Source organism: Kitasatospora sp. NPDC001261 (assembly GCF_042896795.1).
In the GTDB taxonomy this organism is placed as follows: domain Bacteria; phylum Actinomycetota; class Actinomycetes; order Streptomycetales; family Streptomycetaceae; genus Kitasatospora.
Genome location: NZ_JBIAXP010000003.1, coordinates 344307 through 369739, shown reverse-complemented (window position 1 = coordinate 369739; position 25433 = coordinate 344307). Strand labels below are relative to the sequence as shown.

The following is a 25433-nucleotide window of genomic DNA, read 5'->3' as shown; positions in this document are numbered from 1 at the left end:
ACCGGGCCGGGCGGGATTGTCAGTGCTGCGCGTTAGGGTCGGGGACCATGCGACTGCTGCATACCTCCGACTGGCATCTCGGGCGCTCGTTCCACCGGGAGAGCCTGCACGACGCCCAGCGCGCCTTCCTGGACCACCTGGTGGAAGTGGTCCGGTCCGAGGGCGTGGACGCCGTGCTGGTCGCGGGGGACGTGTACGACCGGGCGCTGCCCGGGCTGGAAGCGATCGCGCTGTTCGACGACGTGCTGCACCGGCTGGCGGACCTCGGGGTGCCGACGGTCTTCATCAGCGGCAACCACGACTCGGCCCGCCGCCTCGGCGTCGGGGCGGGGCTGATCGGGCGGGCCGGCATCCACCTGCGGACCGACCCGGGCGAGTGCGCCGAGCCCGTCCTGCTGGCGGACGAGCACGGCCCGGTGGCGGTGTACGGGCTCCCCTACCTGGAGCCGACGCTGGTGCGCGAGCGGTTCGGGCTGGCCAAGGGCGGGCACGCGGCGGTGCTCGGCGCCGCGATGGACCAGGTCCGGGCGGATCTCGCGGCGCGCCCGTCCGGCACCCGGGCGGTGGTGCTGGCGCACGCCTTCGTCACCGGCGGCGCGCCGAGCGACAGCGAACGGGACATCGCGGTCGGCGGCGTGGCCTCCGTACCCGCGTCGGTCTTCGACGGGGTGCACTACGCGGCGCTCGGCCACCTGCACGGCTGCCAGACGCTCGCCCCGCACCTGCGCTACAGCGGCTCCCCGCTCGCCTACTCCTTCTCCGAGGTGAAGCAGCGCAAGACCATGTGGCTGGTCGACCTGGCCGCCGACGGCTCGGTGACGGCCGAACGCGTCCCCTGCCCCGAGCCGCGCCGGCTGGCGACGCTGCGCGGCACCCTCGACGCGCTGCTCACCGAGGAGGGGTACGCCGAGCACGAGCAGTCCTGGGTGCAGGCCACGCTCACCGACGCGGCCCGGCCGAGCGAGCCGATGGAGCGGTTGCGCCGCCGCTTCCCGCACACCCTCCAGCTGCTGTTCGACCCCGAGCGGAGCGAGGCCGAGCCCTCGCAGTCGTACGCGGCGCGGGTCAGCGGCCGCGGGGACCTGGAGATCGCGGAGGGCTTCCTGCGGCACGTCCGCCCCGGTGCCGAGCCGGAGCCGGACGAGCTCGGCTGGCTGCGCGAGGGCTTCGAGCACGTCCGGGAGACCACCGACCGGAAGGCGGACCTGCCCCGATGAGGCTGCACAAGCTCACCGTCACCGCCTTCGGCCCGTTCGCGGGCAGCGAGACGGTGGACTTCGACGCGCTCGCCGCCGGCGGGCTGTTCCTGCTGCGCGGCGCCACGGGCGCGGGCAAGACCAGCGTGCTGGACGCGGTCTGCTTCGCCCTGTACGGCGAGACGCCGGGCGCGCGCCGGGCCAACCGGCTGCGCAGCGACCACGCCGACCCGAAGCGGCTGACCTCGGTGGAGCTGGAGCTGACCCTCGGCGGGCGGCGGCTCCAGGTCACCCGGCTGCCGGAGCAGCGCCGGCCGAAGAAGGTCGGCACCGGCACCACCGTGGAGCGGGCGCAGACCCTGCTGCGCGAGTGGGTCGCCGACACGGGCGACGGCACGCCCGGCTGGCGGGGGCTCAGCAAGTCGCATCAGGAGGCCGGGGAGGAGATCCACCGGCTGGTCGGCATGAACCGGGAGCAGTTCTGCCAGGTGGTGCTACTGCCGCAGGGCGACTTCGCCCGCTTCCTCAAGGCCGACTCGGAGGAGCGCGGCAAGCTGCTGCGGCGGCTGTTCGACACCGAGCGGTTCCAGTACGTGGAGGCCTGGCTGGCCGAGCAGCGGCGCGGCCAGGAGGCCGCCGTCCAGGCCGGCCGGCGGCGGCTGCGGGACCTCGCCAGCAAGGCCGAGCAGGCGGCCGGCCCGGACGCCGAGCCCGCCGCGGGCTGGGTGCCGGCCGAGGACGACGCCGCCGGCCTGGCCGCCGGGGTGCTGGGCTGGGCGGCGGTCCTGCGCAGCGGCGCGGCCGAGCAGCTCGCCGTCGCCGAGGCCGCCCTCGCGGGCGCCGGGGCGGCCCAGCGCGCCGCCCAGGAGCGGCGCGAGGCCGCCGAGGAGCTGGCCGGCCGCCAGCGCCGGCACCGGGAGGCAGTGGGCCTGGCCGAGCGGCTGGCCGGCTTCGAGCCCGCCGCGGCCGCGGACCGGCAGCGGCTGGCCGCCGCGCAGGAGGCCGTCGGGGTGGAGTCGGCGCTGCGGCTGCGGGAGAGCGCGGCCGAGGCGCTCGGTCGCGCCCGGCTGGCGGAGCGCCGGCACCGCGAGGCGCTGGCCGGCTCCGGTGGCGAGGGCCGGGAGCTCGCCGGGGCGGACACCGCCGGGCTGACCGAGGCCGAGCTGCGGCTGCGGGCCGAGGTGGTCCGGCTGGAGGCGGCCCGGGCGGAGGAGCGGCGCTGCGCCGAACTCGCCCGCGAGCAGCGCTCCCTGACGGAGGACCGGCGAGCCGCCGAGGAGCTGGCCGAGGAGGCCGAGGACTGGCTCGCCGAGTTCGAGGACGGGCTGGCCCGCCTGGAGCAGCAGCACACCGAGGCCCGGTCGGCGACCTCCCGGGTCGAGCAACTGGACGGGCAGCGCGCCGAGTTGACCGTCCGCCTGGGCGCGGCCCGGGAGCGCGACGGCCTGCGCGCCGAGATCGCCGCGGCGGAGCCCCGGGTGGTCGCTCTGCGCACCGCCGCGCTGGACGCCCGCGAGCACAGCCTGGACCTGCGGGACCGCCGGCTCAGCGGCATGGCCGCCGAGCTGGCCGAGCAGCTGCGGGCGGGCCAGGCCTGCCGGGTCTGCGGCTCACCCGAGCACCCGGCGCCCGCCGAGGCCGCGCCCGGCAGCCGGGTCGGCGCCGAGGACGAGGAGCGGGCGCGCCGGGCGCAGGCCGCCGCCGAGCGGGTCTGGACGGAGGCCGACCAGGCGCTCACCGCGCTGCGGGTGCGCGAGGCCACCGCGTCCGGCGCGGCCGGGCCGGACGGTACGGAGGCGCTCGCGCAGGCCCTCGCCGGGCTGGAGCGCGAGCACCGCGAGGCGCGGCACGCGGCGGAGGCGCTCGGCCGGGTCGAGCAGGAGATCGCCCGGCTGTCGCAGGACCGTGCCCGCCGGGTCGACGAGCTGCACGAGGCCAAGGAGCGCGCGGCCGTCCTCTCCGACCGGCTGCTGGCGCTCGACACCGAGCAGCAAGCGCTGACCGCCCGGGTGGCGGCCGCCCGGGGCGAGGCGGCCTCGGTCGCCGACCGGGCCACGGCCCTCACCCGGCTCACCGAGGCGGTCGCCGCGGCTGCGGACGCCGCCCGGGCGTACGCGGAGGCGGCGGCCCGGCTCGGCGAGGCCGAGGAGGAGCTGGGCAAGGCCGCCGCCGCGGCGGGCTTCCCGGACGCCGCGGCGGCGCTGGCGGTGCTGCTGCCGCGCGAGGAGCGCGAGCGGCTGGAGGCCCGGCTGGAGCGGCACCGCGCGGAGACCGCCGCCGTCCGCCGCGAGCTGGCGCTGCCGGAGCTGGCCGAGGCCGCGGTCCGTCCGCCGGTGGACCTGCCCGCCGTGGCAGCCGCGCTCGGCACCGCGACCGACCGGCTCGGCCGGGCGCACGCCGCCCACGCGGCCGCCCGCGAGCGCTGCGGGGCGCTGGCCGCGATCGGGCGGCAGCTGACCGGGCTCGCCGCCGAACTGGCCCCGGCGCTGGACAGGTACGGGCGGATCAACCGGCTCGCCGCGCTCGCGGCCGGCACCTCGGCCGACAACCGGCTGCGGATGCGCCTGGAGTCGTACGTCCTGGCGGCCCGGCTGGAGCAGGTCGCGGCGGCGGCCAGCGACCGGCTGGTCCGGATGTCCGGCGGGCGCTACACCCTGGTGCACAGCGACGACCGGGGCACCGGGACCAAGCGCTCGGGCCTGGCCCTGCGGGTGGTCGACGCCTGGACAGGCACCGAGCGGGACACCGCGACCCTCTCCGGCGGCGAGAGCTTCTTCGCCTCGCTCTCCCTCGCCCTGGGCCTGGCCGACGTGGTCACCGACGAGGCGGGCGGCATGCCGCTGGACACCCTCTTCATCGACGAGGGCTTCGGAACCCTCGACGAGCACGCCCTGGAGGAGGTCATGGACGTCCTGGACGGACTGCGCGAGCGGGACCGCGCGGTCGGCATCGTCAGCCACGTCGCCGACCTGCGCAGCCGCATCCCCGCCCAGTTGCTGGTCCGCAAGGGACGGCACGGCTCGATCCTGGCGCTGGCCGGGCGGGAGGACGCGTAGGGCCTGAACCCCCGGACCCGGGTTCGGAGGTTCAGCCCGAGCAGGCGATCCGCTGCGCCTGCTGCCAGGCGCACACCGGGCAGAGGGTGCTGCCCGGCTGGTCGGCGGGCAGTTCGGTCGGCTCGCCGCACAGGACGCAGTCGGCGCGCGGGCCGGCCGCCCGCGGGTCGTGCCGCAGCGCCGCCTCCGCTCCGCCGTCGGGCGCGAGTTCGCAGACGCCCGCTTCCTGGTTCGTGCCGGTATCGCTCATACCGACTTCCTACTCCGCGCCGCCGCCCTGCCGCAACACGCCGCAGGTGACCGGGCCGCCGCCCGCCCCTCTCTCCCCCGCCCCGCCTCGCCAACGGCGAACAGATGTCAGAAAACGTTCGCTGAAAGCTGTCGTCTGAACTCTGTTCGCTGACGTTCGTTCGCTGAAACCTGTTCGCCGAAGCCCGCCAGAGGTACGCCCCCGCCCCGCCGACGGCCCCCTCCCACCTGGCGGTTACCGTGGCCGGCATGCCCACCGACCTGCACCGACGCCTGCTCGCCGCCCGCGCCACCACCCCGTCGTACCCCGAGGTGGGTGCCACCCGGGACGGGGGCGGGCGGCTCCCGGACGGCTACGCCCACCTGCGGCGGCGGGTCCACCTGGGGCACGGGCCGGAGGTGCTGGAGCGGGCCGGGCGCTACGTGCTCGGCTGGGGCAGCCAGTTGGGCACCGGCTTCGCGGTGCACCCGGCCGGCCCGGCCCGGGAGGGCGGGACGGTACTGCTGCGGCTGAACCTGCCGGGGAGCCGGTGGCCCCGACTGGTGATCCCCTGCCGGGTGGTGTGGACGGTGGAGGAGCCGGACCGGATCGGCTTCGGGTACGGCACCCTCCCCGGGCACCCGGAGTGCGGCGAGGAGGCGTTCCTGGTGTCGATGGACGCCGGCGGCGAGGTGTGGTTCGAGGTCACCGCGTTCTCCCGGCTGTCCGCCTGGTACGCCAGGCTCGGCCGGCCGGTGGCCCTGCTCTGCCAGCACCTGGCGATCGAGCGCTACCTCGCCGCGGTGGCCGCGCACGTCCGCTGAGCCACCGGGTCCGCCGAGGCCACCCGCCGGACCTCCACCCGCGAGACCGCCGCCCGCCGGAGCGCCCGCCGTTCCCGCGCGTCAGCCGAGGAAGGACAGCCGGACGGTCCGGCGCGGGTTGTCCCCGTTGGTGTCGACCAGGACCACCGACTGCCAGACGCCGAGGGCCAGTTGACCGCCGAGCACCGGCAGGGTCGCGTGCGGGGCGACCAGTCCGGGCACCACGTGGTCCCGGCCGTGGCCCGGGCTGCCGTGCCGGTGGCGCCAGCGGTCGTCGGCCGGGAGCAGGTCGCGCAGGGTGGCGAGGAAGTCGTCGTCGCTGCCCGAACCGGTCTCCAGTACCGCGATCCCCGCGGTGGCGTGCGGGACGAAGATGTTGAGCAGGCCGTCGCGCCCGGTGGCCCGTTCGTCGAGGAACTCGACGCAGCGGTCGGTGATGTCGAGTGCGACCTCGCGGGAGCCGGTGGTGATCTCGAAAGTGCTGCTCTGGAAGGTGGTGGTCGGGAACGAGCCGGTCTGGGTGGAGTGGTTGTTGTCCGCCATGGCGCCATCCTGTCCCAGGTCAGCGGGCCGGGCGTACTCCCTCGCCGTCTGGCCGTGCCGGGCGGGCAAACTCGCATAGGCTGAAAGGTTCAGACCACATCACCCCGGACGGCCGCGACGCTCCCCCCGGCACCGCCCGGACGCCGTCCGGACACACTGAAGACCCGGCGGACCGGACGGTCCACCGGGTCGGTTCCGACCGGGCGGCGGGGAGGGACCCGTGCCGCACCGGTCGGACTAGCCGCGCCCGCCGAAAAGGCTCCGCCGCAGCCGACGCAGCGGCGTCAGCAGCGAGATCCTGGTGTGGCGACGACGGGTCGTCGGGGCCTCGGCGCCGCGCGGCGTGAGCTCCCTTATCAACCCGAGCGCCTCGGCGGTGTCCACCGCCGGGAGTGCGGGCGCGCCGAGCACGGCCAGGTGTCGGTCGATCCGGCGGCCGGTCGTGCCGACACCGCACTGGATCGCCGGCACGCGGGGCCGAGTCCGCACTTGCATGTGTTCCATCAGTTTTTCCCACCCCTACGAGGCGCCAGGGCCGTGAGGCGAAGACTATCCGTGAAGGACGGCCTTCGCGCAACCGTCCTTGGTGTTGTGCCACCGTATCGTGCGGCGTCAACTGACGAAGCACCAGGGGCCGCCCGGCCGGTCACGACTAGGCATCAATGATGGTGCACGACCGGCCATCCGTCACCAGGGCGGGCGGGCGCGAGTGCGGCAACCCTGCGCATGACGCGCGCCCGGCGCACGGCGGCGCCCCGGCGGCACCCCGCCCACGCACCGCTGGCACCGCCGGCACCGCCGGCACCGACCGCCCGCACCGACCGCACCGACCGCTCCCCGCCCGCGCCCCCCTATTAAGGGGACAGCCGCCACATCGACAAAGCGATCACCGACCGGCCCATCGGGCACGGCCCGCCCCGGGAACGACCCGTCCGAGCGCGGACCCCGATGACACCGTGACCGACCGACTTCAGGAAGTGAACACATTCGAGGGATTGACTCCCGCCGAACCTCCAAGCAATATCGGATGCACACGCCAGTGCCCGCACCGCACTCAAGCGTGTGTTCGAGTGATGAAGAACTCCGGCTCCCGCGAGCCACTGCCCGGCCGCCTCGACGCTGCGGTGGCCAGGCTCGCGCGGTGCCCGGACCGGCGGTCGGCCGTCGAGGGTCGGCCGGATCGCCACCTGACTGCCGGTGCCGCCCCGCGAGGGGCCCGGCACCGGCGGTTCCGGGTCCGCCACGGACGGCTTTCACGGACACCCTTCCCGGACACCCCCCGAGCCCCCGCCGCAGCCGCGCCGCCGTCACCGCCGCCCAGGCCCCCCAAGGGCCGCAGGGCCCCGGAAGGCCCGCACCGGACGTCCGCGCAGGTCGCGCCCGGTGGATCGGTACACTCGGCCAGCGTGTCCCTCCTCCTCAGCATCGTGCTCCCGGTCCACGGCGTGGAGCGGTACCTCCCGCGCTGCCTCGACTCGATCCTCGGCGACGTCCCCGCCGCCGAGACCCGTTTCGAGGTGATCGCGGTCGACGACCTCTCCCCCGACGGCTCCGGCGCGATCCTGGACGCCTACGCGGCCCGCGACAGCCGGCTGCGGGTGCTGCACCTCACCGAGAACCAGGGCCTCGGCGGCGCCCGCACCGCCGCCCTGCCGCAGGCCCGCGGCGAGTACGTCTGGTTCGTGGACAGCGACGACTGGGCGCCCGAGGGGACGGTCGGCACGCTGCTGGACGAGCTGGCGCGGGAGCGTCTCCGGGAGAGCCCCGCCGACGTGCTGCTCACCGGCTTCACCCACGTCTACCCGGACGGCGGGACGGAGCCCAACCCCTGGCGCCACGTGCTGGCCGACTCCCCGCTGGTCGAGGGCTGCACCCTGGCCGAGCACCCGGCGCTGTTCCAGACCGTGATGTCGGTGTGGAACAAGCTGTTCCGCCGCGCGTTCCTGGACGGCCTCGGCGTCTCCTTCGGCCGCGGCTACTACGAGGACATCTCGGTCACCTACCCGGCGCTGCTGGCCGCCGAGCGGCTGCGCTACCTGGACCGCCCCTGCTACTTCTACCGGCGCGGCCGGGACGGCGCGATCACCGCCACCGCCTCCCCCAAGCACGCCGACGTGTTCGCCCAGTACGACGCGATCTTCGCCTTCCTGGACCGCCCGGACCGCCCCGGCCGGCCCGTCCCGGACTCGCTGCGCACCCTGGTCTTCGACCGGACCGTCCGCCAGGCCCTGAACGTCTACGACACCCCCGGGCTGGTCCCCACCGACCTGCGCAAGGACTTCTTCCAGCGGATCGCCCGGCACTTCGACCGCCACCGCCCGGCCGGCTACCGCTTCCCCGGCGGGGTGCGCGGCGTGCAGTACCGGCTGGCCGCCCGCGGCGCCCGGATCGCGTACGCCGAGCTGCGCCGCACCGGCCGGCTGCCGCGCGAACTCAAGCGCGGGGCACGGGCGGTGGCGCCCGCGGTGAAGAAGGGGATGCGCAGCGGCGCCCGGTTCACCGCGTACAACGCGTTCCGCCGGCTGCCGCTGGACCAGCACCTCGCGGTCTACGCCGCGTACTGGCACCGGGGTTACGCGTGCAGCCCGGCGGCGATCTACGAGAAGGCGAAGGAACTCGCCCCGCGGGTGCGGGGCGTGTGGGTGGTGGAGAACCGCGCCCAGGCCGCCACGCTGCCGCCCGGGGTGCCGTACGTGATCGTCAACACCCCCGCCTACCTCAGGGCGATGGCGACCGCCAAGTACTTCGTCAACAACGTCAACTTCCCCCGCACCATGACGAAGCGGGCGGGCACGGTGCACGTCCAGACCCAGCACGGCACCCCGCTCAAGGCGATGGGCATGGACCTGCGCGACCATCCGGCGGCGGCCGAGGGGATGGACTTCGACCTGCTCCAGGAGGCCGTCGACCGCTGGGACTTCCTGGTCTCCCCCAACCCGCACACCAGCGGGCACTTCGCCCGCGCCTTCCCCGGCCGGTACGAGATGCTGGACACCGGCTACCCGCGCAACGACCGGCTGGCGAACGCCACTTCGGACGAGGTCCGGGCGATGCGCGAGCTGCTCGGGCTGCGGCCGGACACCCGGGCGGTGCTGTACGCGCCGACCCACCGCGGCAGCAAGGGCGGCTACGTGCCGCTGCTCGACGTGGCGGAGCTGGCCCGGCGACTGGGCCCGGACTTCACGCTGCTGGTGCGCACCCACTACTTCCACGCGGACGGCCCGGGCGACCTGACGGCGGCCGGTGCGGAGTCGGCTCGGATCGTGGACGTCTCGGCGCACCCGACCGTCGAGGACCTCTACCTCGCGGCGGACGTGCTGGTGACGGACTACTCGTCGATGATGTTCGACTACGCGGTGCTGGACCGGCCGGTGGTGGTCTTCGCCCCGGACTGGGAGGAGTACCAGCGGGAACGCGGCGTCTACTTCGACCTGTTCGCGGAGCCGCCGGGCGCGGTCACGGTGGACGCGGACGGGCTGGCGCGGGCGCTGCTGGCGGGCGACCCAGAGCCGGCGGCGCGGGCCGACTTCCGGGCGAAGTTCTGCGTCTGGGACGACGGCGGGGCCGCGGAGCGGGTGGTGCGCCGGGTGTTCCCGGTGGAGAAGGAGAAGTAGGAGGAGCGGCGCGGGAGCGTCCGCGGGACCTCCGGACGGGGCCGGCGCCGCCGGTACGGCGACCGGCCCCGTCGGCACGGGCTCAGCGCCGGCGGGCGGCCAGGAACTCCTCGAAGGTCAGGACGCCGTCGTGGTTGGTGTCCATGCTGTGGATCAGCGCCTCGGCCATCGAGATGGTGACGTCGTGGTCGCCCATCTCGTTGGCGGCCAGAGCGTACTCGGCCGGGGTGATCTTGCCGTCGCCGTCCTTGTCGAAGCGGTCGAAAAAGGCCTTGATCGCCTCGGTGGTCTCCATGGTGCCCTCCTGGGTACTGCGGGGTGTCGCTCGGTTCGGACGGCCGTACCCTACCCGGCCGTGGTGTTCGCCACGGTCGCCGGGAGTGGACGCGCGCCGGGGTCGGTGTCGTAGTCTGCGGATCTGATTGCAGGCCCGGGCTCCTCCCGGGCGATCGTTCGTCCAGGGAGGGAATCGTGCTCGACCTCGCCACCAAGTTGGTGCTGAAACCGGTCTCGCGGGGGATCTGGCGGCCGGTCATCGAGGGAATCGGGAACGTACCGCGCAAGGGCGGGGTGATCCTGGCCAGCAACCACCTGTCCTTCATCGACAGCGTGGTGATCCCGCTGACCGCCCCGCGCCGGGTCCACTTCCTCGCCAAGGCCGAGTACTTCACCGGCACCGGGCTCAAGGGCCGGCTCTCCAAGGGCTTCTTCGAGGCCATCGGCGCCGTGCCGGTCGAGCGCGGCACCTACCGTTCCGCTCAGGCCTCGCTGGAGTCGGCGCTGGAGATCCTGGAGGACGGCAAGGCCTTCGGCATCTACCCCGAGGGCACCCGCTCCCTGGACGGCCGGCTCTACCGGGGCAAGACGGGCGTCGCCTGGCTCGCGCTGACCGCGGGCGTGCCGGTGGTGCCGGTGGCGCTGGAGGGTCCGGAGCAGATCCTGCCGGTGGGCAAGCGGCTGCCGCGGCTGAAGAAGGTGACGGTCCGCTTCGGCGAGCCGCTGCACTTCGACGAGCTGCACGGGCAGGCCCGCTCGCTGAAGGCCCGTCGGCAGGTGACCGACGAGGTGATGGCGGCCATCCAGCGGCTCTCCGGCCAGGAGGTCGCGGAGAGCTACAACGAGGTCCCGAAGGCGGCCTGACCGCCGGCCCGTCCCGGGCGCACGCGCTCGCACGCCGGCCCGTCCCGCGCGTCCGAGCGCGACGTCCGCCCCGTCGGCCCGACTCGACACGGACCCGGGCGCGCCCGTCCCGTCACACGTGCCCGAGTGCGGCCGGTTCGGGCTGCCGGGCGGCCTCCGGCACCTCCCGGCGCAGCAGCGCCGCGTACCGTCCGTCCAGCGCCACCAGCTCCTCGTGGGTGCCGAGTTCGACCACCTCGCCGTGGTCCAGGACGGCGATCTGGTCGGCGGCGCGGACGGTGGAGAGCCGGTGCGCGATGGTGATGGTGGTGCGGCCGGCGGCCAGGGTGTCCACGGCCTGCTGGACGGCGTGCTCGGTGCGGTTGTCGAGCGCGCTGGTGGCCTCGTCGAGGATGAGCACCGGCGGGTTGCGCAGGATCGTCCGGGCGAGTGCGAGGCGCTGCTTCTCGCCGCCGGAGAAACGGTAGCCGCGCTCGCCGACCAGGGTGTCGTAGCCGTCCGGGAGGGCGGCGATGGTGTCGTGGACCTGTGCGGCCCGGGCGGCCTCGACCAGTTCGGCGTCGCTGGCGCCGGGCTTGGCGAAGCGCAGGTTCTCGGCGACCGAGGCGTGGAAGAGGTAGGTCTCCTGGGAGACCACGCCGACCGCGCGGGCCAGGGTGTCGAAGGACAGTTCGCGCACGTCCACGCCGTCCAGGGTGACGCTTCCGCCGGTGACGTCGTACAGCCGCGGGACGAGGTAGCTGAGGGTGGTCTTGCCCGAGCCGGTCTCGCCGACCACGGCCAGCGAGCTCCCGGCCGGGACGGTGAGGTCGACGCCGGCCAGGGTGGGGCGCTCCTGCGCCGGGTCGTAGCGGAAGTCGACGTCCTTGAAGCGGACCTCGCCGCGGATGTCGGTCAGGGTGACCGGGTCGGCCGGCTCGTCGATCTCCACCGGCAGGTCGAGGTACTCGAAGATGCGCTGGAAGAGGGCGAGCGAGGTCTGCACGTCCACGCCGGTGGAGAGCAGGCTGACGGTGGGCCGGAAGAGGCCCTGCTGGAGGGTGACGAAGGCGACCAGGGTGCCGACCGAGACGATCGGCGCACCGGCGGCGGAGGTCAGCCCGGCCGCCCAGTAGATCAGCGCGGGCATCGCGGCCATCACGATCTGGATGGTGTTCATCCGCCAGCGCCCGGCCATGCTGGCCCGCACCTCCAGGTCGGCGAGCTGGTCGGACTGCCCGGTGAACTCCCGGGCGAGCGAGCCGGAGCGGCCCATGGTGCGGCCGAGCAGGATGCCGCTGACCGAGAGCGACTCCTGGACCGCCGAGCTCATCGCGGCCAGCTGCTTCTGCCGCTCGGTGGTGATCTTCTTGCGCTCCTGCCCGACCCTGCGGCTGATCCAGACGAACAGCGGGAGCAGCAGCAGCGAGACGACGGTCAGCCGCCAGTCGAGGGCGACCATGGCGACGACGGAGGCGACCACGGCGGTCAGGTTGGAGACCAGGCTGGTCGCGGTGGAGGTCACCGTGGACTGCATGCCGCCGATGTCGTTGGCGATCCGGGACTGCACCTCACCGGTGCGGGTGCGGGTGAAGAAGGCCAGCGACTGCCGCTGGAGGTGGCCGTAGACGGCGGTGCGCAGGTCGTGCATCACGCGCTGGCCGACGGTGGTGGAGATCAGCGTCTGGAGGACGTTGAAGATGCTGTTCACCACGGCGGTCAGGATCATCCCGAGCGCGAGCAGGCTGAGCAGCCCGGTGCGGCCCTGCGGGATGGCGGTGTCCAGGACGGCCCTGAGCAGGAAGGGCGAGACGACCGAGACCACGGCCGAGGCGGCGACCAGCAGCCCGACGACGGCCAGGCGGGCCCGGTACGGGCGGAAGAGCGCGAGGATGCGGCGCCACTCGGCCGGTGGGCGGGGTTCGCCCTCGGCTCGCTCGGGCGGGGTCCAGTCGATGGCGGTGGGCCTCAAGGACGGGCCTCCCTGGGTGGGGCGGTCGGGTGCGGGGCAATATAGCGAGGATAGCTCATAGTTAGATAAGCTAATAGTGACTGTTGCCCTATTCCTCGTCCGTACAGGCTCCGCGGAGCGCCCGTACGGGCCCCGCGGAGCGCGCGATCGTCCCGACCGCCCCGGGCCTCAGTTGGTCCGGTAGGTGCGCGCCGCCTTCGAGGAGACCCCGCCGAGCTTGCCGGAGGGCAGCATCCGGGCGATGGTCACGGCGACCTTGTACCGCTTGCCCGGCACGGACACGGCCCGGCCGCGCGCCAGGTCGCGCATCGCCTCGTCCACCACCCGCTCGGCGGACAGCCAGGACCAGGACGGGATGTTCCCGGTGCCCATGCCGGCCCGCTGGTGGAACTCGGTCCGGGTGAAGCCCGGGCAGAGCGCCATCATCCGAACGCCCGTACCGCCGAGGTCGCGCAGCACGCCCTGGGTGAAACTGACCACCCAGGCCTTGCTCGCGCCGTACGTGCCGCGCGGCAGGAAGGCCGCCACCGAGGCCACATTGACGATCGCACCGCGGCCGCGCTCCCGCATTCCGGGCAGGGCGGCCGTGGTCAGCCGCAGGATCGCCTCGATGTGCACCTTCAGCATGGCCAGCTCGTCCTGGAGCGGGACGGTCCCGAAGGCGCCCTTGTTGCCGAAGCCCGCGTTGTTGACCAGGAGGTCCACCGGGCGGGCGGGGTCGGCGAGCCGGGCCTCGACGGCGCCGATGCCCTCGTCGGTCGCGAGGTCGGCGGTCAGCACCTCCGTCTCGATGCCGTACCTGCCGTGCAGGTCGGCGGCGGCGCGCTCCAGGCGCTCGGTGTCCCGGGCCACCAGGACGAGCTGGTAGCCGCTGCGGGCGAGCCGTCGCGCGAAGGCGGCTCCGATGCCGGCGGTCGCGCCGGTGATCAAGGCTGTGGTCATGCCCCAGACCGTACCGACTCGCCGCTTCGGGACCCACACCAAGGGCGATTTCCCAGCTCAGAGAGTTGCGGATGCAGCCCCCGGGAGGTGCTCGTACTGTCGAACGGGGGCATCGTCCGACCGGGCGGTGAAATCCAGACGAGGAGGCACTTCTGATGCTTACTCAGTTCCGGACCGAAACGGCTACGACGTCGCACAGCGCGACACTCGAAGCCGAGACACTCGCGAGCCTGATGGTGGAGGACGAGGCCGTCGTGTCCGACGCGCCCACGTACCTGCCCGAGGCCGCCGGCGCGGTGCTGCTCGCCGCGCTGCTGCTCCTCTCGCCGAAGGGCCCCAAGGAGAAGCCGACCCGGTAGGGCGACTTCCCCCCTGTCGGGCCTCGCGCCCGTGACCGACCCTCCTGAAGGGGGACCAGATCACCATGCCAACCGCCGAGACCCCTCTCCGTGACGAGTACGCCGCGGCGGTCGAGCGGGTGGCGGACCGGACCCTCGCCGTCCTCCGGGACGGCGAGGGCACGGCCGCACTCGCGGACCCCGACACCGTGGTGCCCCGCCCGCTGCTGGCCGCAGTCCGGGTGCTCGGCGCGGACCTCTTCGCACCGCAACTGCTCACCGGCGCGCAGCCCGACGACACCACCGCCGCCCTGCTGGCCGAGGCACGAACGGCCTTCCCCGCACCCGCACCCTCCTCCGCGGAGGCCGCGCTGGTGATCGGATGGCAGGACTGGGCGGCCGGAGGACTGCTCGCCCGCACGCCGTACGGGGCGGCCGCACAGACCCCCGCGCCACTGTCCGACCCGGAGGCCGTCGGCTGGCAGGCGTGGTCGAAGCGGATGGCCCAACTGTCCTCCCTGGCACTGCCGACGCTGGACGGCCCGGTGCACGACGCCGCCCGCGCGAACACCCTGCACCTCGCCCGCGGCGCCGTCCGCAGCATGCTCCGGCGCGACCCCACCACCGCCGTACGGCTCGCCCGGTGGCTCTCCTGGGCCCGGGCCGACGGCCGGCCGCTCCGGCTGGAGATCGAACCCGTCCTGGACCGGATCCGCCTGGCCGGCGACGGGACGTCCCGCTCCGTGCTCGAACTCACCATCGCCCAGCGCATGTTGGAAGGAGCGCCGAAATGACCGAAACCTCGGTGCTCGCCACCGCCCAACAGCTCGGCTCCCGGTCACTGGCCTGGCTGCACGCCGGCTACCAGCGCGGCTACAGCCGGCTGGAGGAAAGCACCATCGTCGACCTGGCCGACCCTGAGGACGTCTACAAGCCGCTCTGCGAAGCCGCGTTGGCCTCTTCCCTGGTCCTGCGCGACGGCGTCACCGGCCCGCACGACGCCCGCCTCGCGCGGGAACTCCTCGAAGCCGCCTGGGCCCAGCTGGGCGAGGGCGACCTGCTGCTCGAACGACAGCTGCGGCACGTCACCCTCGTCGACCCGCTGGAGACGTACGGCCACTTCGCCCGGTCCGGCTACCGCCACGCCGCCATGGAGGAGTTGCTCACCTCGATCGGCCGGCTCCGCGCCGTGCACGCCGTCGAGATCCAGGGCAGCCGCCACCTCGCCCTCGCCAACGCCCGGCGGATCTCGGGCCTCGAACCGCAGCCGGACTGGCCCAGACTGGCCCGGAACACCTGGCTCGGCGCCCTCCCCGAGCCGTGGACCGTCGCCTGGGTGATCGCCTACCAGGTCACCCACACCGTCTTCCACCTCACCGACTGGGGCGCCCGGCCCGAGTGCCTGCCCGAGCCGATGCGCGACTACCTGCGCGACTGGCTGCCGGTCTGGCTCGACATCTGGCTGGAGATCGAGCAGTGGGACCTCGCCGGCGAACTGCTCATCGTGGACTCGTGCATCGGCGAACCGGTCACCGGCCGGACCGGTTGGGAGGCGCTGGCAGCGGCCCAGCAGGCGGACGGGATGATCAAGTGCGAGGGCTCCGCACCCGACAACGAGGACCCGGAGGAGGACTTCCGCCAGCACTGCCACACCGCGGTGGTCGGGGTGGTGGCCGCCAACGTCGCGCTCTCCCGGGCTCTCGGCGGCACGCCGGTGGCCCCTTGAACGGGTTGGACGCCGCGGTCACGGCGGTGGTGCGGGCGGCCGAGCCCTACGCCACCGCCGTGACCGTCGCCCTGGCCCGCGGCGACCTGGCGGAGGTGCGCTGCTTCGGGCGGGTCCACCGCGGACCGGCCGCCGCGCCCTGCACCCCCGACACCGTCTTCGAACTCGGATCCGTCAGCAAGACGTTCACCGCACTGCTGCTCGCGGAGATGGTCGCCCGCGGTGAACTCGCCCTGGACGACCCGGTCGAGAGCAGGCTGCCGCGCCGCTGGCGCGCCGCGAAGGTCCACTCGCCGGAACCCATCCGGCTGCTGCACCTGGCCACTCACACCTCGGGCCTGCCCGGACTGCCCCCGGGACTGCTCGCGAAGGCCGTCCCGGCCTGGTTCAGCAACCCGTACCAGACGTACGGCGACGATCAGTTGAGGGACGCACTGGCCCGAACGACCGTACGGGGGAATCCCGGTAGCAGGTACGGGTACTCCAACTACGGAGTCGGACTGCTCGGCCGGGTGCTCGCCGAGACGGGCGGGCTGCCGTACGGGGAACTGCTCGTCGACCGGGTCTGCGGACCGCTGGGGCTGCGGTCCACGACCTGCGCCCCGGACCCGCCGGGCCGGGCCACCGGCTACCGGCGCGGACAGGCGCTCCCGCCCTGGCACATCCCCGGGCTGCCCGGAGCCGGCGCGGTGCGGTCCGACGGGACCGATCTGCTGCGATACCTCCGCGCACACCTGGACGACGGGCCGGCGGCGGGCCCGGGCAGCGGGCTGAAGGCCGCCCTGCGGGACGTCCGGCGGCTGCGGCTGCGGTTGCCGCACTCGACCGACCGGATCGGCCTGGTCTGGATGCACCGCCGCTCGGGCGACCGGGACCTCTTCTTCCACAGCGGGGGCACCCGGGGGTTCACCGCCTTCGTGGGCTTCTCGCCGGAACGTTCGGCGGCCGTCGCGGCGGTGGCCAACACCGCTCCGGCGCTGAACGGACGGTTCGTCCAGGCGGGGTACGAGGCACTGCGGGTCGCCAGCCGGCTCTAGCCGGCGAGGAGACGCCCTAAACCGCCACGGCCTTGGCGCGGTCGGCGGCGATGTGCACGGCGAGGCCCGCGAGGACGGTGCCCATCACGTAGCGCTGGATCCGCAGCCAGCCGGGGCGGCGGTTGAGGAAGGCCGCGATGCCGCCCGCGCTCACCGCGATCAGGCCGTTGACGGTGATCGCTATCGCGATCTGGGTCAGGCCCAGCAGCAGACTCTGCAGGGCCACGTGACCGCGTTCCGGGGCCACGAACTGGGGCAGCAGCGAGATGTACATGATGGCGATCTTGGGGTTGAGCAGGCAGGTCAGGAAGCCCATCGCGAACAGCCGGCGCGGCGGGTCCGGCGGCAGCTGCTGCGGGGCGAAGACCGCCGTGCCGCCCGGCTTGACCGCCTTCCAGGCCAGCCAGAGCAGGTACCCGGCACCGGCCAGCTTGATCGCGGTGTAGAGGGCGGGCACCACCGAGAACACCGCGGCCACCCCCGCCGTCACCGCGACCAGGTAGACCAGGAAGCCGGCCGCGACCCCGGTCAGCGAGACCAGCCCGGCGCGGCGGCCCTGCGCGATCGAGCGCGAGACCAGGTAGATCATGTTCGGCCCGGGCGACAGCACCATGCCCAGGGCCACGGCGGCGATCCCGAGCAGGGCCCGGCCGTCCACCGCGGATGTCAACGCGTCCATGCGAGGAGGCTAGGACGGCTCATCGGGTCAATGCAATGATGACTTTGCCCTCGGTGCAATCCGGCGCCCGAGGCCCTGGAGGAGCGAACGCCGATGGACGACTACCGCCTGATCGCCGACCGGATCGCCGCCGAGATCGCGGACGGACGACTGCGGCCCGGCCAGCAGCTGCCCACCCAACGGGCGTTCGCCCGTGGCCGGGGCATCGCCAACTCGACGGCGGGGCGCGTCTACCGGGAACTGGCCCGGCGCGGGCTGACCGTCGGGGAGGTCGGGCGCGGGACCTTCGTCCGGGCCGGGCGGGCACCGGACGGCACCCGGGTGGCACTCGCGGAGCCGGCCGCCGCCCCCGTGGACCTGGAGCTCAACTACCCCGACGTCGCCGGGCAGGCCGAACTGCTGGCGGGCGCACTGGCGCCGCTGCTGCGGCCGGACGCGCTGGGCGAGGCGCTGCGGCCGGTCGGCGCGGCCGGGACGGGCGCGGCACGGCGGGCGTTCGCCGGACTGGTGTCGGCCGGCTCCTGGGAGGTCGCGGCGGAGGACCTGCTGTTCGCCGGCAACGGGCGGCAGGCCATCGCCGGGGCCCTGTCCGCGCTGGTGCCGCCCGGACAGCGGCTGGGCGTGGAGGAGCTGACCTATCCGGTGGTCAAGGCGGCGGCGGAGCGGCTGGGCATCGTGCTGGTGCCGCTGGCCGTGGACGAGTACGGGCTGCTGCCGGACGCCGTGGCGGCCGCCCACCGGGCCGGACCGCTGCGCGCGGTGTACATCCAGCCGCGCCTGCAGAACCCGCTCGGCGCGAGCCTGCCGCAGGAGCGGGTGGTGGCGCTCGTGGCGCTGCTGCGGCGGCTCGACCTGCCGGTGGTCGAGGACGCCGTCTGGTCCTTCCTGCGGCCGGAGTCGGTGCCGCTGGCGGCGCTCGCGCCGGAGCGCACCGTCCTCGTGGACAGCCTCTCCAAGCGGCTCGCCCCGGGGCTGACCACCGGGTTCGCGGTCGTCCCGGCGGCGCTGCGCGAACGGGTGGCGGGCGCCCTGCGCTCGGGCGGGTGGACGCCGGGCGGCTTCGCACTGGAGGCGGCGGTGCGCTGGATCGGGGACGGCACGCTGGCCTCGGTGGAGGCGGCGAAGCGGGCCGACGCGACGGCCCGGCAGCTGCTGGCGCGCGAGGTGCTGGCGGGGCAGCGGCTGCGGTCCGACCCGTGCTCGTACTACCTGTGGTGGGAGCTGCCGACCGGCCGACGGGCGGAGACCTTCGTCGCGGAGGCGGCGCGGGCCGGGATCTCGGTCACGCCCGCGGCGGCCTTCGCCGTCGATCCCCGGCGCTCGCCCTCCGCCGTCCGGGTCGGGCTCGCCTCGCCCCCGCTGCCGGTACTGGCGCGGGCGCTGGAGACGCTGGCGGGGATCGCGGCGGGGGCGGGTGACGGCGAACGACGAACAGATGACAGCTGACAGATTTCGAAATCTGTCAGCTGTCATCTGTTATCCGTCGCCTGTCATCCGTCAGCTGTCGACTGTCCGCCGTCGGTCGTCCGCCGCGCCCCCGGCGCCGACGGCGCGCAGGCGAGTGGCGGCGGTGGCGGCGAGCTGGGGGGCGAGCCGGGCCACGTCCCGGGAGCCGACCACCGCGATCAGGCTCGGCAGCAGCCAGCGGACCGGCTGCATCCCGCGCAGCCAGGCCTGGGCGTAGACGTGGGCGGACCGGCGGGCGATCCCGGCGACGATCCGGTCCACCGCGGGCTCCAGCGGATACGTCTTGTTCGCCGGCCACGGCAGCCGGGAGCGCATCTGCTTCAGCACGGCGTCCTCGTCGGCCCCGCGCACCATGTCCGTGTCGGTCCAACTCAGGTACCCGACACCGACCTTGACCCCCTGGTAGGCCACCTCGGCGCGGATCGAGTGGGCGAAGGCCTCCACCCCGGACTTGCTGGCGCAGTACGCGCTCATCAGCGGCGCGGGGGTCAGCGCGGCGAGCGAGGCGATCTGGAGCAGGTACCCGCGGCTCTCGGCGAGCGCCGGCAGGAAGGCCCGGGCGGTGGCCACGCTGCCGAGCAGGTTGACCTCGATGACCCGACTGAAGGCCCGGTGGTCGCTGTCGGCCAGCGGCCCGCCGAGGGCGATCCCGGCATTGGCGACGACGGTGTCGACCCGCCCGTAGTGCTCCTTGATCCGCCGGGCGGTGTCCTCCAGCGCGTCGAGGTCGGTGACGTCCACCTCCCAGCTGGTCGCGGACGGGCCGCACTGCGCGGCGACGGCCTTCAGCTCCTCCGGCTCCAGCCCCAGCAGGGCCACCTTGGCCCCGCGCCGGGCGAGCTTGCGGGCCAGCGACGCGCCGACGCCGCGCGCGGCCCCGGTGACGACGACGACCTGCTCGGACAACGGCGGGATGGCGTTCATGCGACAGCGGTCCTCTCGTCGGTGGAAGCGGAAGCGGGAACGGCGCCGGCAAGCGCGGCCTTCAGGTACGCGGAGGCCATCCGGTGGATCTCCGCGGCGACCTCCGCCGGGCGCTCCAGCGGCGACATGTGCCCGACCCCGGGCAGCAGCAACAGCCCCTGTGCGTCCTGGAGTTCGGCGACCATCCGGTGCGCGTGCACCGGCGGGGTCAGCCGGTCGTCGGTGCCGACCACCACCGCCGTGGGCGCGGCGATCCGGGCGAGCCCGGCGTGGACGTCCAGCCGGTCGAGGACCGCGGCCCAGTTGGCGCGGACGGCGGTCGGACAGGCGTGCACGATCCGGGCCGTCGCCTCGACCTGGCCGGCGGGTGAACCGGCGCCCATGGTCGCGTACTTGAGCGCCGCCCGGCTGACCGGCGAGACCGGTCCGAGCGGCATCCGGGAGCGCAGCAGCTGCCGGTGCAGGAAGCGTCGCAGGCCCCGGGCGCGTACGGCCGGTGGCAGGACGGTGAGTTCGGCCACCAGGTCGCCCGGCCCGGTGGAGATCAGGACGGCCGCGGCGGTGCGCTCGGCGACCTCGGGGCGGCCACCGGCGGCCATGATCGTCATCCCGCCCATGCTGTGCCCGGCGAGCACGGCCCGCTCGCCCGCCGGCACGGTCCGCGCGAGCACGGCGGACAGGTCCTCGGCCAGCGCCCTGGTCGAGTAGCGGGCCCGGCTCGGCGGGATCTCGCTGTGCCCGTGGCCGCGCTGGTCGTAGGCCACCACCCGGTAGCGGTCGGCCAGCAGGCGGATCACCGGGGCCCAGAAGGCGGTCGAGCAGGTCCAGCCGTGGGCGAGCACCACGGTGGGCGCGTCGGACCGGCCGTGCACCTCGACGTGCAGCCGGATGCCGTCCGCCGACCGTACGCTCAACTCCTCCACGGGAACGGGAGGTTCGTACTCCTCGGGCAGCCGGACGCCGTTCACGCGGAGACCTCCTGGATGGCGCGGGCGGCCGCCGGTGCGGCGCGCATGATCAGCTCGTACTCACCCAGGTCGACCCTGCGGGTGGCCCGGCGGAACGAGGTGGTGGAGCCGGGCCAGAGCACGGTGTTCCTGCCGCTCGGGTCGAGGTACCAGCTAAGACAGCCGCCGGTGGTCCAGACGGTGCGGTCCATCCGGTGCTGGAGTTCGAGGTTCCACTGCCGCTGGGCGCGCGCGGTGGGCTGCATCGCGGCGGCGCCGATCGAGCCGAGCGTGGTCAACGCGTCGATCATGTAGTTCAGTTGGGACTCGATCATCAGGATCATCGAGCTGTTGCCGAGGCCGGTGTTGGGCCCGATGACGAAGAAGAGGTTCGGGAAGCCGTGCACGGTCGAGCCGCGCAGCGCCTCCATGCCGTCCTTCCACTCCTCCGCCAGGCTGGTCCCGTTGGCGCCGAACACCCGGGCGCCGATGGGCATGTCGGTGACGTGGAAGCCGGTGCCGAAGACGATGGCGTCCACCTCGTGCTCGCTGCCGTCGGCCGCGACCAGCGTGGAGCCGCGCAGTTCGCGCAGACCGGAGGAGACGACCTCGGTGTTGGCCGCGGCGAGCGCCGGGTAGTAGGTGTTGCTGAGCAGGATGCGCTTGCAGCCGATCCGGTAGTCCGGGGTGAGCCTGGCCCGCAGCACCGGGTCGGGGACGCCCTGGGCGATGTGGCGTTCGGCGAGCTGCTGGACCAGGCGCAGCAGTCCGGGGCGGCGCACGAACGCGTCCACCTGGAGCTCGCGGAGGGCGAACAGGGTGCCGCGGCGGATCTTCGCGGTGACCGGCAGGCGGCCGTGCAGCCACTTCTCCAGCTGGCTGATCTCGCGGTCGCGGCGCGGCAGCACCCAGGCCGGGGTGCGCTGGAAGACCGTCAGCCTGCCGACCTTGGGCTGGATCGACGGGATGATCTGCGCGGCGGAGGCGCCGGTGCCGACCATCGCGACGCGCTTGCCGGTCAGGTCGAAGTCGTGGTCCCAGCGGGAGGAGTGGAACACCTTGCCGGGGAAGTCGCCCAGCCCGGGCAGGTCGGGGATCTGCGGGTCGGCGAGCGGTCCGGCGGCGGAGACGATGGCGTCGGCCGTCCACTGGCCGGCCGAGGTGGTGATCCGCCAGCGGGTCTGCTCGCTCTCCCAACGCGCCTCCAGCACCTCGGTGTTGAAGCGCAGGTGGGGGCGGAGGCCGAAGACGGTGGCGACCTTCTCCAGGTAGGCGCGGATGTCCGGCTGGCCGGAGAAGCTGCGCGGCCAGTCGGGGTTGGGCGCGAAGGAGAAGGAGTAGAGGTGCGAGGGCACGTCGCAGGCGCAGCCGGGGTAGCTGTTGTCGCGCCAGGTGCCGCCGACCGAGTCCGCCCGCTCCAGGACCACGAAGTCGGTGATCCCGGCACGGCGCAGTCGGACCGCGGCGCCGAGTCCGCCGAAGCCGGAGCCGATCACCGCCACCCGGACGTGCGGGACGGACTCCTGCGCCGCGGTGGTGTCGGTCGCTGCGGACGCGCCGGAGCGGGGGCGCTTGCTGCTGGATGCCATGCGGCAACCTCCTGAGGGTGGGACGGTGATCGTCGCGCTCTCCCGGCGAGCGTGCCCCGGAACCTCCTGGGGCCCGTCTCCGGATCCTCCCGGGGTCCGCCTCCGGAACCCCGCCAATCGCGCCAGTAATCACTGGCATGGTTGGCAGGGTAGCCCTTGCTGACACCGGATGGAAGAAGCGCGACCGCTCCGGTTCGGGGAACCTTCCGAGCCGACGGACCTATGCTGATCGCCGTGGACAAGGTCAGAGCTGCTGCGGGCGACAGAAAACGCGAGTACCGGGTGGAGGAACTGGCCGAGGCCGCCAATATCACCACCCGCACCCTGCGCTTCTACCGCGAGCGCAAACTGCTTCAGCCGCCCCGCAAGGAGGGCCGCATCGCCTGGTACGGCGAGGAGCACCTGGCCCGGCTGCGGATGATCGGCGAACTGCTCGAACGCGGCCACACCCTGGGCGGCATCGCCGAGCTGATCGGCGCCGGCGAGAGCGGGCGGGACGTCGCCGAGCTGATCGGACTGGAGGCGGCGATCGTCGCGCCGTGGTCCGACGAGACCCCGGTGCGGCTGGACTGGGACGAGCTCAAGACCGCCTTCGGCGACCAGCTGACCGAGGAGAACACCGCCGAGTCGATCGCCCAGGGCTACATCACCGTCGAGGAGGACGGCATCACCCACGTCAGCCGCCGGCTGATGGACGCCACCACCGAGCTGGTGGCGGAGGGGGTGCCGCTCTCGGCGGTACTGGACGCCAGTCGGCGCACCCGGGAGCACGTGGACGCCATCGCCGAGATCTTCATCGAGGTGGTCGGCGAGCACCTGCTCAGCGCGCTGGCCGCCGACACCCCGCTGCCGCCCGGCGAGGCGGCCCGGCTCACCGAGCGCATCCTGCGGGTGCGACCGCTGGCGCGCACGGTCGCGGACGCCCAGTTCGCCCTCGCCATGGACCGGCGGGTGCACGTCGAGTACCTCGAACTCCTGCGCCAGCGACGGGAGAACGGTTCCGAGGCGTAACCGGGCCGCTGCGCGGGCAGGGATTCCCGCGCCCTGCCCGTACGTTGGAGGTGCCGCCGATGGCCCGACCGCTCAGCCGCCGCGCCGCTCTCGGCCTCGCCGCCGGGCTCGCCCCGGGGCTCGCGCTCGCCGCGTGCGGGTCCGACTCCCCGGCGCCGGGCGGCGGTTCGTCCGGTGGTGGTTCGTCGGGCTCCGGTTCGTCGGGCTCCGGTTCGTCCGGTGGTGGTTCGGCCGGCTCCGGCGGCACCCGGACGGTCCGCCACGCGCGCGGCGAGAGCACCGTGCCGGCCCGGGCGAGCCGGGTGGTGGCCCTGGACACCGACGCGCTGGACTCGGTGGTCACCCTCGGCCTCAGCCCGGTCGGCGCCACCACCGTCACCGCGGGCGCCCCGTTCCCCGCCTACCTGCCCGCCGAGCGGCTGTCCGGGACGAAGCCCGTCGGGGCCATCGGCCAGCCCAGCCTGGAGACGATCGCGGCACTGCGGCCGGACCTCATCCTGAGCAACCAGGTCCGCGACGACAAGCGGTACGACGAACTGTCGAAGATCGCGCCGACGGTGCTCTCCAAGACCACCGGACCGACCTGGAAGGAGAACGTCCGGCTGCACGCCGAGGCGCTGGGCCGGCAGGCCGAGGCCGACGCGGCGGACGCGGCGTACCGGACGAAGCTGCGGGACCTGGTCACCGCGCTCGGCGGACCGGCCAGGGCGGCGGCCACCCGGGTCGAGATGGCCCGCTTCCTGGCGGGTGCGCCGACCAGGCTCTACCTGAACGACACCTTCGTCGGCTCGCTGTTCAAGGATCTGGGGCTCGGGCGGCCCGCCAACCAGGACAAGCCCGGTTTCTCGATGGAGATCAGCCCCGAACAGGTGGACCAGGCCGCGGCCGACGTCATCTTCTACGCGGTGTACGGGGACGCGGCCAAGTCCGACCAGGGGAAGATCACCGAGGGGGCGCTCTGGAAGAACCTGGACGCCGTGCGCAACGGGCGGGTGTTCCGGGTGGACGACAACCTGTGGATGCTCGGCATCGGCTACACCGGGGCCGGGCTGATCCTGGACGAGATCCGCAAGGACATGGCACCGGCGGGCGGGTGACGGACGACGGGTGACAGCGACAGCCGACAGCCGACAGCTAACAGATTTCAGATAACAGATGATGAAATCTGTCATCTGAAACCCCGTCACCCGTCATCCGCCGCCCGCCACGGCGCGCGTCACCCCTGCCCGTACCGGCCCGGCCGCAGCCGCCCGGTGAAGGCGAGGAAGGCCACGAACCCGCCGAGGACGACCCAGCCGGGCCAGCCCGCCAGCGACATCGTGAGCGGGTCCAGCTCGGCGTCCGGGTCCGCGAACTCCCGGACCATCGACACGCTCATGCTGCTCGTGAAGGCGTGCGCCAGCACCGCCGGGACCACCGACCCCGAGCGCAGCCTCAGCCAGGTGAAGACCGGCAGGACGAGCACACAGCTGACCGTCAGCGCGGGCACCGCCAGGTACCACGGCCGTCCCGGGTACTGGCCGCCCATCAGCAGCGTCGGCAGGTGCCAGAGTGCGAAGGCCGTCCCCGCGAGCAGGTACGCCCGGACCAGCACCGCCCTGCCACCGGCACCCTCACCCCCGCCCTCTCGCCGGCCGAGCAGCAGCAGCCGGGGGAAGAGGAAGCCCTGCCAGCCGATCTCCTCGCCGAAGAACAGCGGCAGCGAGAGCACCATCCCGATCAGGCCCTGGACCGCCCACGTTCCGATCCGCCCCGCGTCCAGCGAGCCGAAGCCGGCGAACGGGTAGCTGCCCGCCAGCGCGCCGAGTGCCAGCGTCGCGGCCGTCAGCCCGCCGAGCACCCCGAGCGGCAGCAGGCAGGCCCGGACCGCGCGGGCCCGGGGCCGCGGCCAGCGCAGTGCCAGCGCCTCCCGTACCCCGCCGCCCCGCTCGACGAGGCGGACCACCAGCAGCGCCGCCAGCGCCGGGGCCAGCATGGCGGCCGCGATGCAGATCTGCTCCAGCGCGCCGACCCCCTCCCGGGCGTCGGTGCGCTGGTAGCCCTCGGCGAGCAGCGGGGTCATCGCCGCCCACATCCCGGCGTAGGCGAGCACCAGGTAGACCAACAGGCCGCGCCGTCGGACGGCGCTCGGCGGGGTTCGTGTCAGTAGCGTCATGCCGAGGACGCTACGGATCCGGAGGTTCGCCCCGGAACCAAGTGCACTGCCGTTCCCGGGGGTTG

The 25433-nt window shown here is 74.1% G+C and carries 23 protein-coding genes; 12 read left to right on the top strand and 11 right to left on the bottom strand.

From position 1 onward, the window contains the following. Positions 1-47: 47 nt before the first annotated feature. Together ACFY4B_RS06615 and ACFY4B_RS06610 are read left to right on the top strand one after the other, a co-directional pair. Positions 48-1217, top strand: a complete 1170-nt coding sequence (locus ACFY4B_RS06615) for an exonuclease SbcCD subunit D (RefSeq protein WP_387820101.1) — start codon at positions 48-50, stop codon at positions 1215-1217. Further along, positions 1214-4252 carry an AAA family ATPase gene (locus ACFY4B_RS06610; RefSeq protein WP_387966711.1) on the top strand — a complete coding sequence of 1013 codons (3039 nt, stop codon included), beginning with the start codon at positions 1214-1216 and terminating at the stop codon, positions 4250-4252. Before ACFY4B_RS06615 ends, ACFY4B_RS06610 begins: the two co-directional genes overlap by 4 nt. A 31-nt stretch (positions 4253-4283) precedes the next feature. Here ACFY4B_RS06610 and ACFY4B_RS06605 read toward each other — a convergent pair whose 3' ends face one another. Next, positions 4284-4502: a hypothetical protein gene (locus ACFY4B_RS06605; RefSeq protein WP_049650622.1), complete on the bottom strand. Its 219-nt coding sequence runs from the start codon at positions 4500-4502 to the stop codon at positions 4284-4286. 248 nt (positions 4503-4750) lie between these two features. On the opposite strand from ACFY4B_RS06605, the gene ACFY4B_RS06600 reads away from it, so the two are divergent. Further along, positions 4751-5305, top strand: a complete 555-nt coding sequence (locus ACFY4B_RS06600) for a DUF1990 family protein (protein ID WP_074004436.1) — start codon at positions 4751-4753, stop codon at positions 5303-5305. 81 nt (positions 5306-5386) lie between these two features. Here ACFY4B_RS06600 and ACFY4B_RS06595 read toward each other — a convergent pair whose 3' ends face one another. Both ACFY4B_RS06595 and ACFY4B_RS06590 read right to left on the bottom strand, forming a co-directional pair. Further along, entirely contained in the window at positions 5387-5848 is a 462-nt protein-coding gene (locus tag ACFY4B_RS06595) for a YjbQ family protein (protein WP_049650624.1), read from the bottom strand. A 237-nt stretch (positions 5849-6085) separates the two neighbouring features. Further along, entirely contained in the window at positions 6086-6352 is a 267-nt protein-coding gene (locus ACFY4B_RS06590) for a hypothetical protein (RefSeq protein WP_049650625.1), read from the bottom strand. Between the two features lie 902 nt (positions 6353-7254). Between ACFY4B_RS06590 and ACFY4B_RS06585 the strand changes: the two genes are divergently transcribed. Continuing rightward, positions 7255-9462, top strand: coding sequence for a CDP-glycerol glycerophosphotransferase family protein (locus ACFY4B_RS06585; RefSeq protein ID WP_387966710.1), 2208 nt, complete (start codon positions 7255-7257; stop codon positions 9460-9462). A gap of 82 nt (positions 9463-9544) precedes the next feature. Here the strand turns inward: ACFY4B_RS06585 and ACFY4B_RS06580 are convergent, their stop codons facing one another. After that, positions 9545-9757 (bottom strand): EF-hand domain-containing protein, encoded by a 213-nt coding sequence (locus tag ACFY4B_RS06580; RefSeq protein WP_049650627.1) that lies wholly within the window; start codon positions 9755-9757, stop codon positions 9545-9547. Positions 9758-9933: 176 nt separating this feature from the next. Between ACFY4B_RS06580 and ACFY4B_RS06575 the strand changes: the two genes are divergently transcribed. Continuing rightward, positions 9934-10602: a 1-acyl-sn-glycerol-3-phosphate acyltransferase gene (locus ACFY4B_RS06575; protein ID WP_049650628.1), complete on the top strand. Its 669-nt coding sequence runs from the start codon at positions 9934-9936 to the stop codon at positions 10600-10602. 112 nt (positions 10603-10714) lie between these two features. Here the strand turns inward: ACFY4B_RS06575 and ACFY4B_RS06570 are convergent, their stop codons facing one another. Together ACFY4B_RS06570 and ACFY4B_RS06565 are read right to left on the bottom strand one after the other, a co-directional pair. After that, entirely contained in the window at positions 10715-12553 is a 1839-nt protein-coding gene (locus ACFY4B_RS06570) for an ABC transporter ATP-binding protein (RefSeq protein ID WP_049650629.1), read from the bottom strand. Positions 12554-12721: 168 nt separating this feature from the next. Beyond that, positions 12722-13495, bottom strand: coding sequence for an SDR family NAD(P)-dependent oxidoreductase (locus tag ACFY4B_RS06565; RefSeq protein ID WP_387966709.1), 774 nt, complete (start codon positions 13493-13495; stop codon positions 12722-12724). A 155-nt stretch (positions 13496-13650) separates the two neighbouring features. On the opposite strand from ACFY4B_RS06565, the gene ACFY4B_RS06560 reads away from it, so the two are divergent. The 4 genes from ACFY4B_RS06560 (at position 13651) to ACFY4B_RS06545 (ending at position 16596) form a co-directional block, all read left to right on the top strand. Then, a complete protein-coding gene (locus tag ACFY4B_RS06560) occupies positions 13651-13854 on the top strand; it encodes a hypothetical protein (RefSeq protein ID WP_049650631.1) in 204 nt (67 codons plus the stop codon). A gap of 65 nt (positions 13855-13919) precedes the next feature. Continuing rightward, complete coding sequence (locus ACFY4B_RS06555) at positions 13920-14627, top strand: hypothetical protein (protein WP_387966708.1); 708 nt, start codon at positions 13920-13922, stop codon at positions 14625-14627. Beyond that, a complete protein-coding gene (locus ACFY4B_RS06550; RefSeq protein WP_049650633.1) occupies positions 14624-15559 on the top strand; it encodes a DUF6895 family protein in 936 nt (311 codons plus the stop codon). Before ACFY4B_RS06555 ends, ACFY4B_RS06550 begins: the two co-directional genes overlap by 4 nt. Further along, positions 15556-16596 (top strand): serine hydrolase domain-containing protein, encoded by a 1041-nt coding sequence (locus tag ACFY4B_RS06545; RefSeq protein ID WP_387966707.1) that lies wholly within the window; start codon positions 15556-15558, stop codon positions 16594-16596. Before ACFY4B_RS06550 ends, ACFY4B_RS06545 begins: the two co-directional genes overlap by 4 nt. A 16-nt stretch (positions 16597-16612) precedes the next feature. Here ACFY4B_RS06545 and ACFY4B_RS06540 read toward each other — a convergent pair whose 3' ends face one another. Then, a complete protein-coding gene (locus ACFY4B_RS06540) occupies positions 16613-17275 on the bottom strand; it encodes a LysE family translocator (protein WP_387966706.1) in 663 nt (220 codons plus the stop codon). A gap of 93 nt (positions 17276-17368) precedes the next feature. Between ACFY4B_RS06540 and ACFY4B_RS06535 the strand changes: the two genes are divergently transcribed. After that, the gene (locus ACFY4B_RS06535; protein WP_387966705.1) at positions 17369-18721 is read left to right on the top strand and encodes a PLP-dependent aminotransferase family protein; all 1353 of its coding nucleotides are present in this window, start codon (positions 17369-17371) and stop codon (positions 18719-18721) included. Positions 18722-18772: 51 nt separating this feature from the next. Here the strand turns inward: ACFY4B_RS06535 and ACFY4B_RS06530 are convergent, their stop codons facing one another. The 3 genes from ACFY4B_RS06530 to ACFY4B_RS06520 are packed head-to-tail and all read right to left on the bottom strand — an operon-like array spanning position 18773 to position 22202. Further along, positions 18773-19666 carry an SDR family oxidoreductase gene (locus ACFY4B_RS06530; protein WP_074004265.1) on the bottom strand — a complete coding sequence of 298 codons (894 nt, stop codon included), beginning with the start codon at positions 19664-19666 and terminating at the stop codon, positions 18773-18775. Beyond that, a complete protein-coding gene (locus tag ACFY4B_RS06525) occupies positions 19663-20634 on the bottom strand; it encodes an alpha/beta fold hydrolase (RefSeq protein ID WP_387966704.1) in 972 nt (323 codons plus the stop codon). The genes ACFY4B_RS06530 and ACFY4B_RS06525 overlap by 4 nt, the downstream gene beginning before the upstream one ends. Further along, positions 20631-22202, bottom strand: coding sequence for a flavin-containing monooxygenase (locus ACFY4B_RS06520; RefSeq protein WP_387966703.1), 1572 nt, complete (start codon positions 22200-22202; stop codon positions 20631-20633). Before ACFY4B_RS06520 ends, ACFY4B_RS06525 begins: the two co-directional genes overlap by 4 nt. A gap of 222 nt (positions 22203-22424) precedes the next feature. Here ACFY4B_RS06520 and ACFY4B_RS06515 point away from each other — a divergent pair, with 222 nt between their 5' ends. Beyond that, positions 22425-23213, top strand: a complete 789-nt coding sequence (locus ACFY4B_RS06515; RefSeq protein WP_387966702.1) for a MerR family transcriptional regulator — start codon at positions 22425-22427, stop codon at positions 23211-23213. 59 nt (positions 23214-23272) lie between these two features. Further along, a complete protein-coding gene (locus ACFY4B_RS06510; RefSeq protein WP_387966700.1) occupies positions 23273-24310 on the top strand; it encodes an ABC transporter substrate-binding protein in 1038 nt (345 codons plus the stop codon). A 119-nt stretch (positions 24311-24429) separates the two neighbouring features. On the opposite strand, the gene ACFY4B_RS06505 is transcribed toward ACFY4B_RS06510, so the two are convergent. Next, positions 24430-25368, bottom strand: coding sequence for a CPBP family intramembrane glutamic endopeptidase (locus ACFY4B_RS06505; RefSeq protein ID WP_387966699.1), 939 nt, complete (start codon positions 25366-25368; stop codon positions 24430-24432). Positions 25369-25433 lie beyond the last annotated feature (65 nt).

What these genes read in the sequence shown, in the direction of transcription:
- ACFY4B_RS06600 (WP_074004436.1), top strand. Translation starts at nt 4,751, where the DNA reads ATGCCCACCGACCTGCACCGACGCCTGCTCGCCGCCCGCGCCACCACC.
- ACFY4B_RS06555 (WP_387966708.1), top strand. Translation starts at nt 13,920, where the DNA reads ATGCCAACCGCCGAGACCCCTCTCCGTGACGAGTACGCCGCGGCGGTC.
- ACFY4B_RS06595 (WP_049650624.1), bottom strand. Translation starts at nt 5,848, where the DNA reads ATGGCGGACAACAACCACTCCACCCAGACCGGCTCGTTCCCGACCACC.
- ACFY4B_RS06535 (WP_387966705.1), top strand. Translation starts at nt 17,369, where the DNA reads ATGGACGACTACCGCCTGATCGCCGACCGGATCGCCGCCGAGATCGCG.
- ACFY4B_RS06510 (WP_387966700.1), top strand. Translation starts at nt 23,273, where the DNA reads ATGGCCCGACCGCTCAGCCGCCGCGCCGCTCTCGGCCTCGCCGCCGGG.
- ACFY4B_RS06515 (WP_387966702.1), top strand. Translation starts at nt 22,425, where the DNA reads ATGCTGATCGCCGTGGACAAGGTCAGAGCTGCTGCGGGCGACAGAAAA.
- ACFY4B_RS06590 (WP_049650625.1), bottom strand. Translation starts at nt 6,352, where the DNA reads ATGGAACACATGCAAGTGCGGACTCGGCCCCGCGTGCCGGCGATCCAG.
- ACFY4B_RS06580 (WP_049650627.1), bottom strand. Translation starts at nt 9,757, where the DNA reads ATGGAGACCACCGAGGCGATCAAGGCCTTTTTCGACCGCTTCGACAAG.
- ACFY4B_RS06610 (WP_387966711.1), top strand. Translation starts at nt 1,214, where the DNA reads ATGAGGCTGCACAAGCTCACCGTCACCGCCTTCGGCCCGTTCGCGGGC.
- ACFY4B_RS06540 (WP_387966706.1), bottom strand. Translation starts at nt 17,275, where the DNA reads ATGGACGCGTTGACATCCGCGGTGGACGGCCGGGCCCTGCTCGGGATC.
- ACFY4B_RS06505 (WP_387966699.1), bottom strand. Translation starts at nt 25,368, where the DNA reads ATGACGCTACTGACACGAACCCCGCCGAGCGCCGTCCGACGGCGCGGC.
- ACFY4B_RS06560 (WP_049650631.1), top strand. Translation starts at nt 13,651, where the DNA reads ATGCTTACTCAGTTCCGGACCGAAACGGCTACGACGTCGCACAGCGCG.
- ACFY4B_RS06550 (WP_049650633.1), top strand. Translation starts at nt 14,624, where the DNA reads ATGACCGAAACCTCGGTGCTCGCCACCGCCCAACAGCTCGGCTCCCGG.
- ACFY4B_RS06615 (WP_387820101.1), top strand. Translation starts at nt 48, where the DNA reads ATGCGACTGCTGCATACCTCCGACTGGCATCTCGGGCGCTCGTTCCAC.
- ACFY4B_RS06565 (WP_387966709.1), bottom strand. Translation starts at nt 13,495, where the DNA reads ATGACCACAGCCTTGATCACCGGCGCGACCGCCGGCATCGGAGCCGCC.
- ACFY4B_RS06530 (WP_074004265.1), bottom strand. Translation starts at nt 19,666, where the DNA reads ATGAACGCCATCCCGCCGTTGTCCGAGCAGGTCGTCGTCGTCACCGGG.
- ACFY4B_RS06605 (WP_049650622.1), bottom strand. Translation starts at nt 4,502, where the DNA reads ATGAGCGATACCGGCACGAACCAGGAAGCGGGCGTCTGCGAACTCGCG.
- ACFY4B_RS06520 (WP_387966703.1), bottom strand. Translation starts at nt 22,202, where the DNA reads ATGGCATCCAGCAGCAAGCGCCCCCGCTCCGGCGCGTCCGCAGCGACC.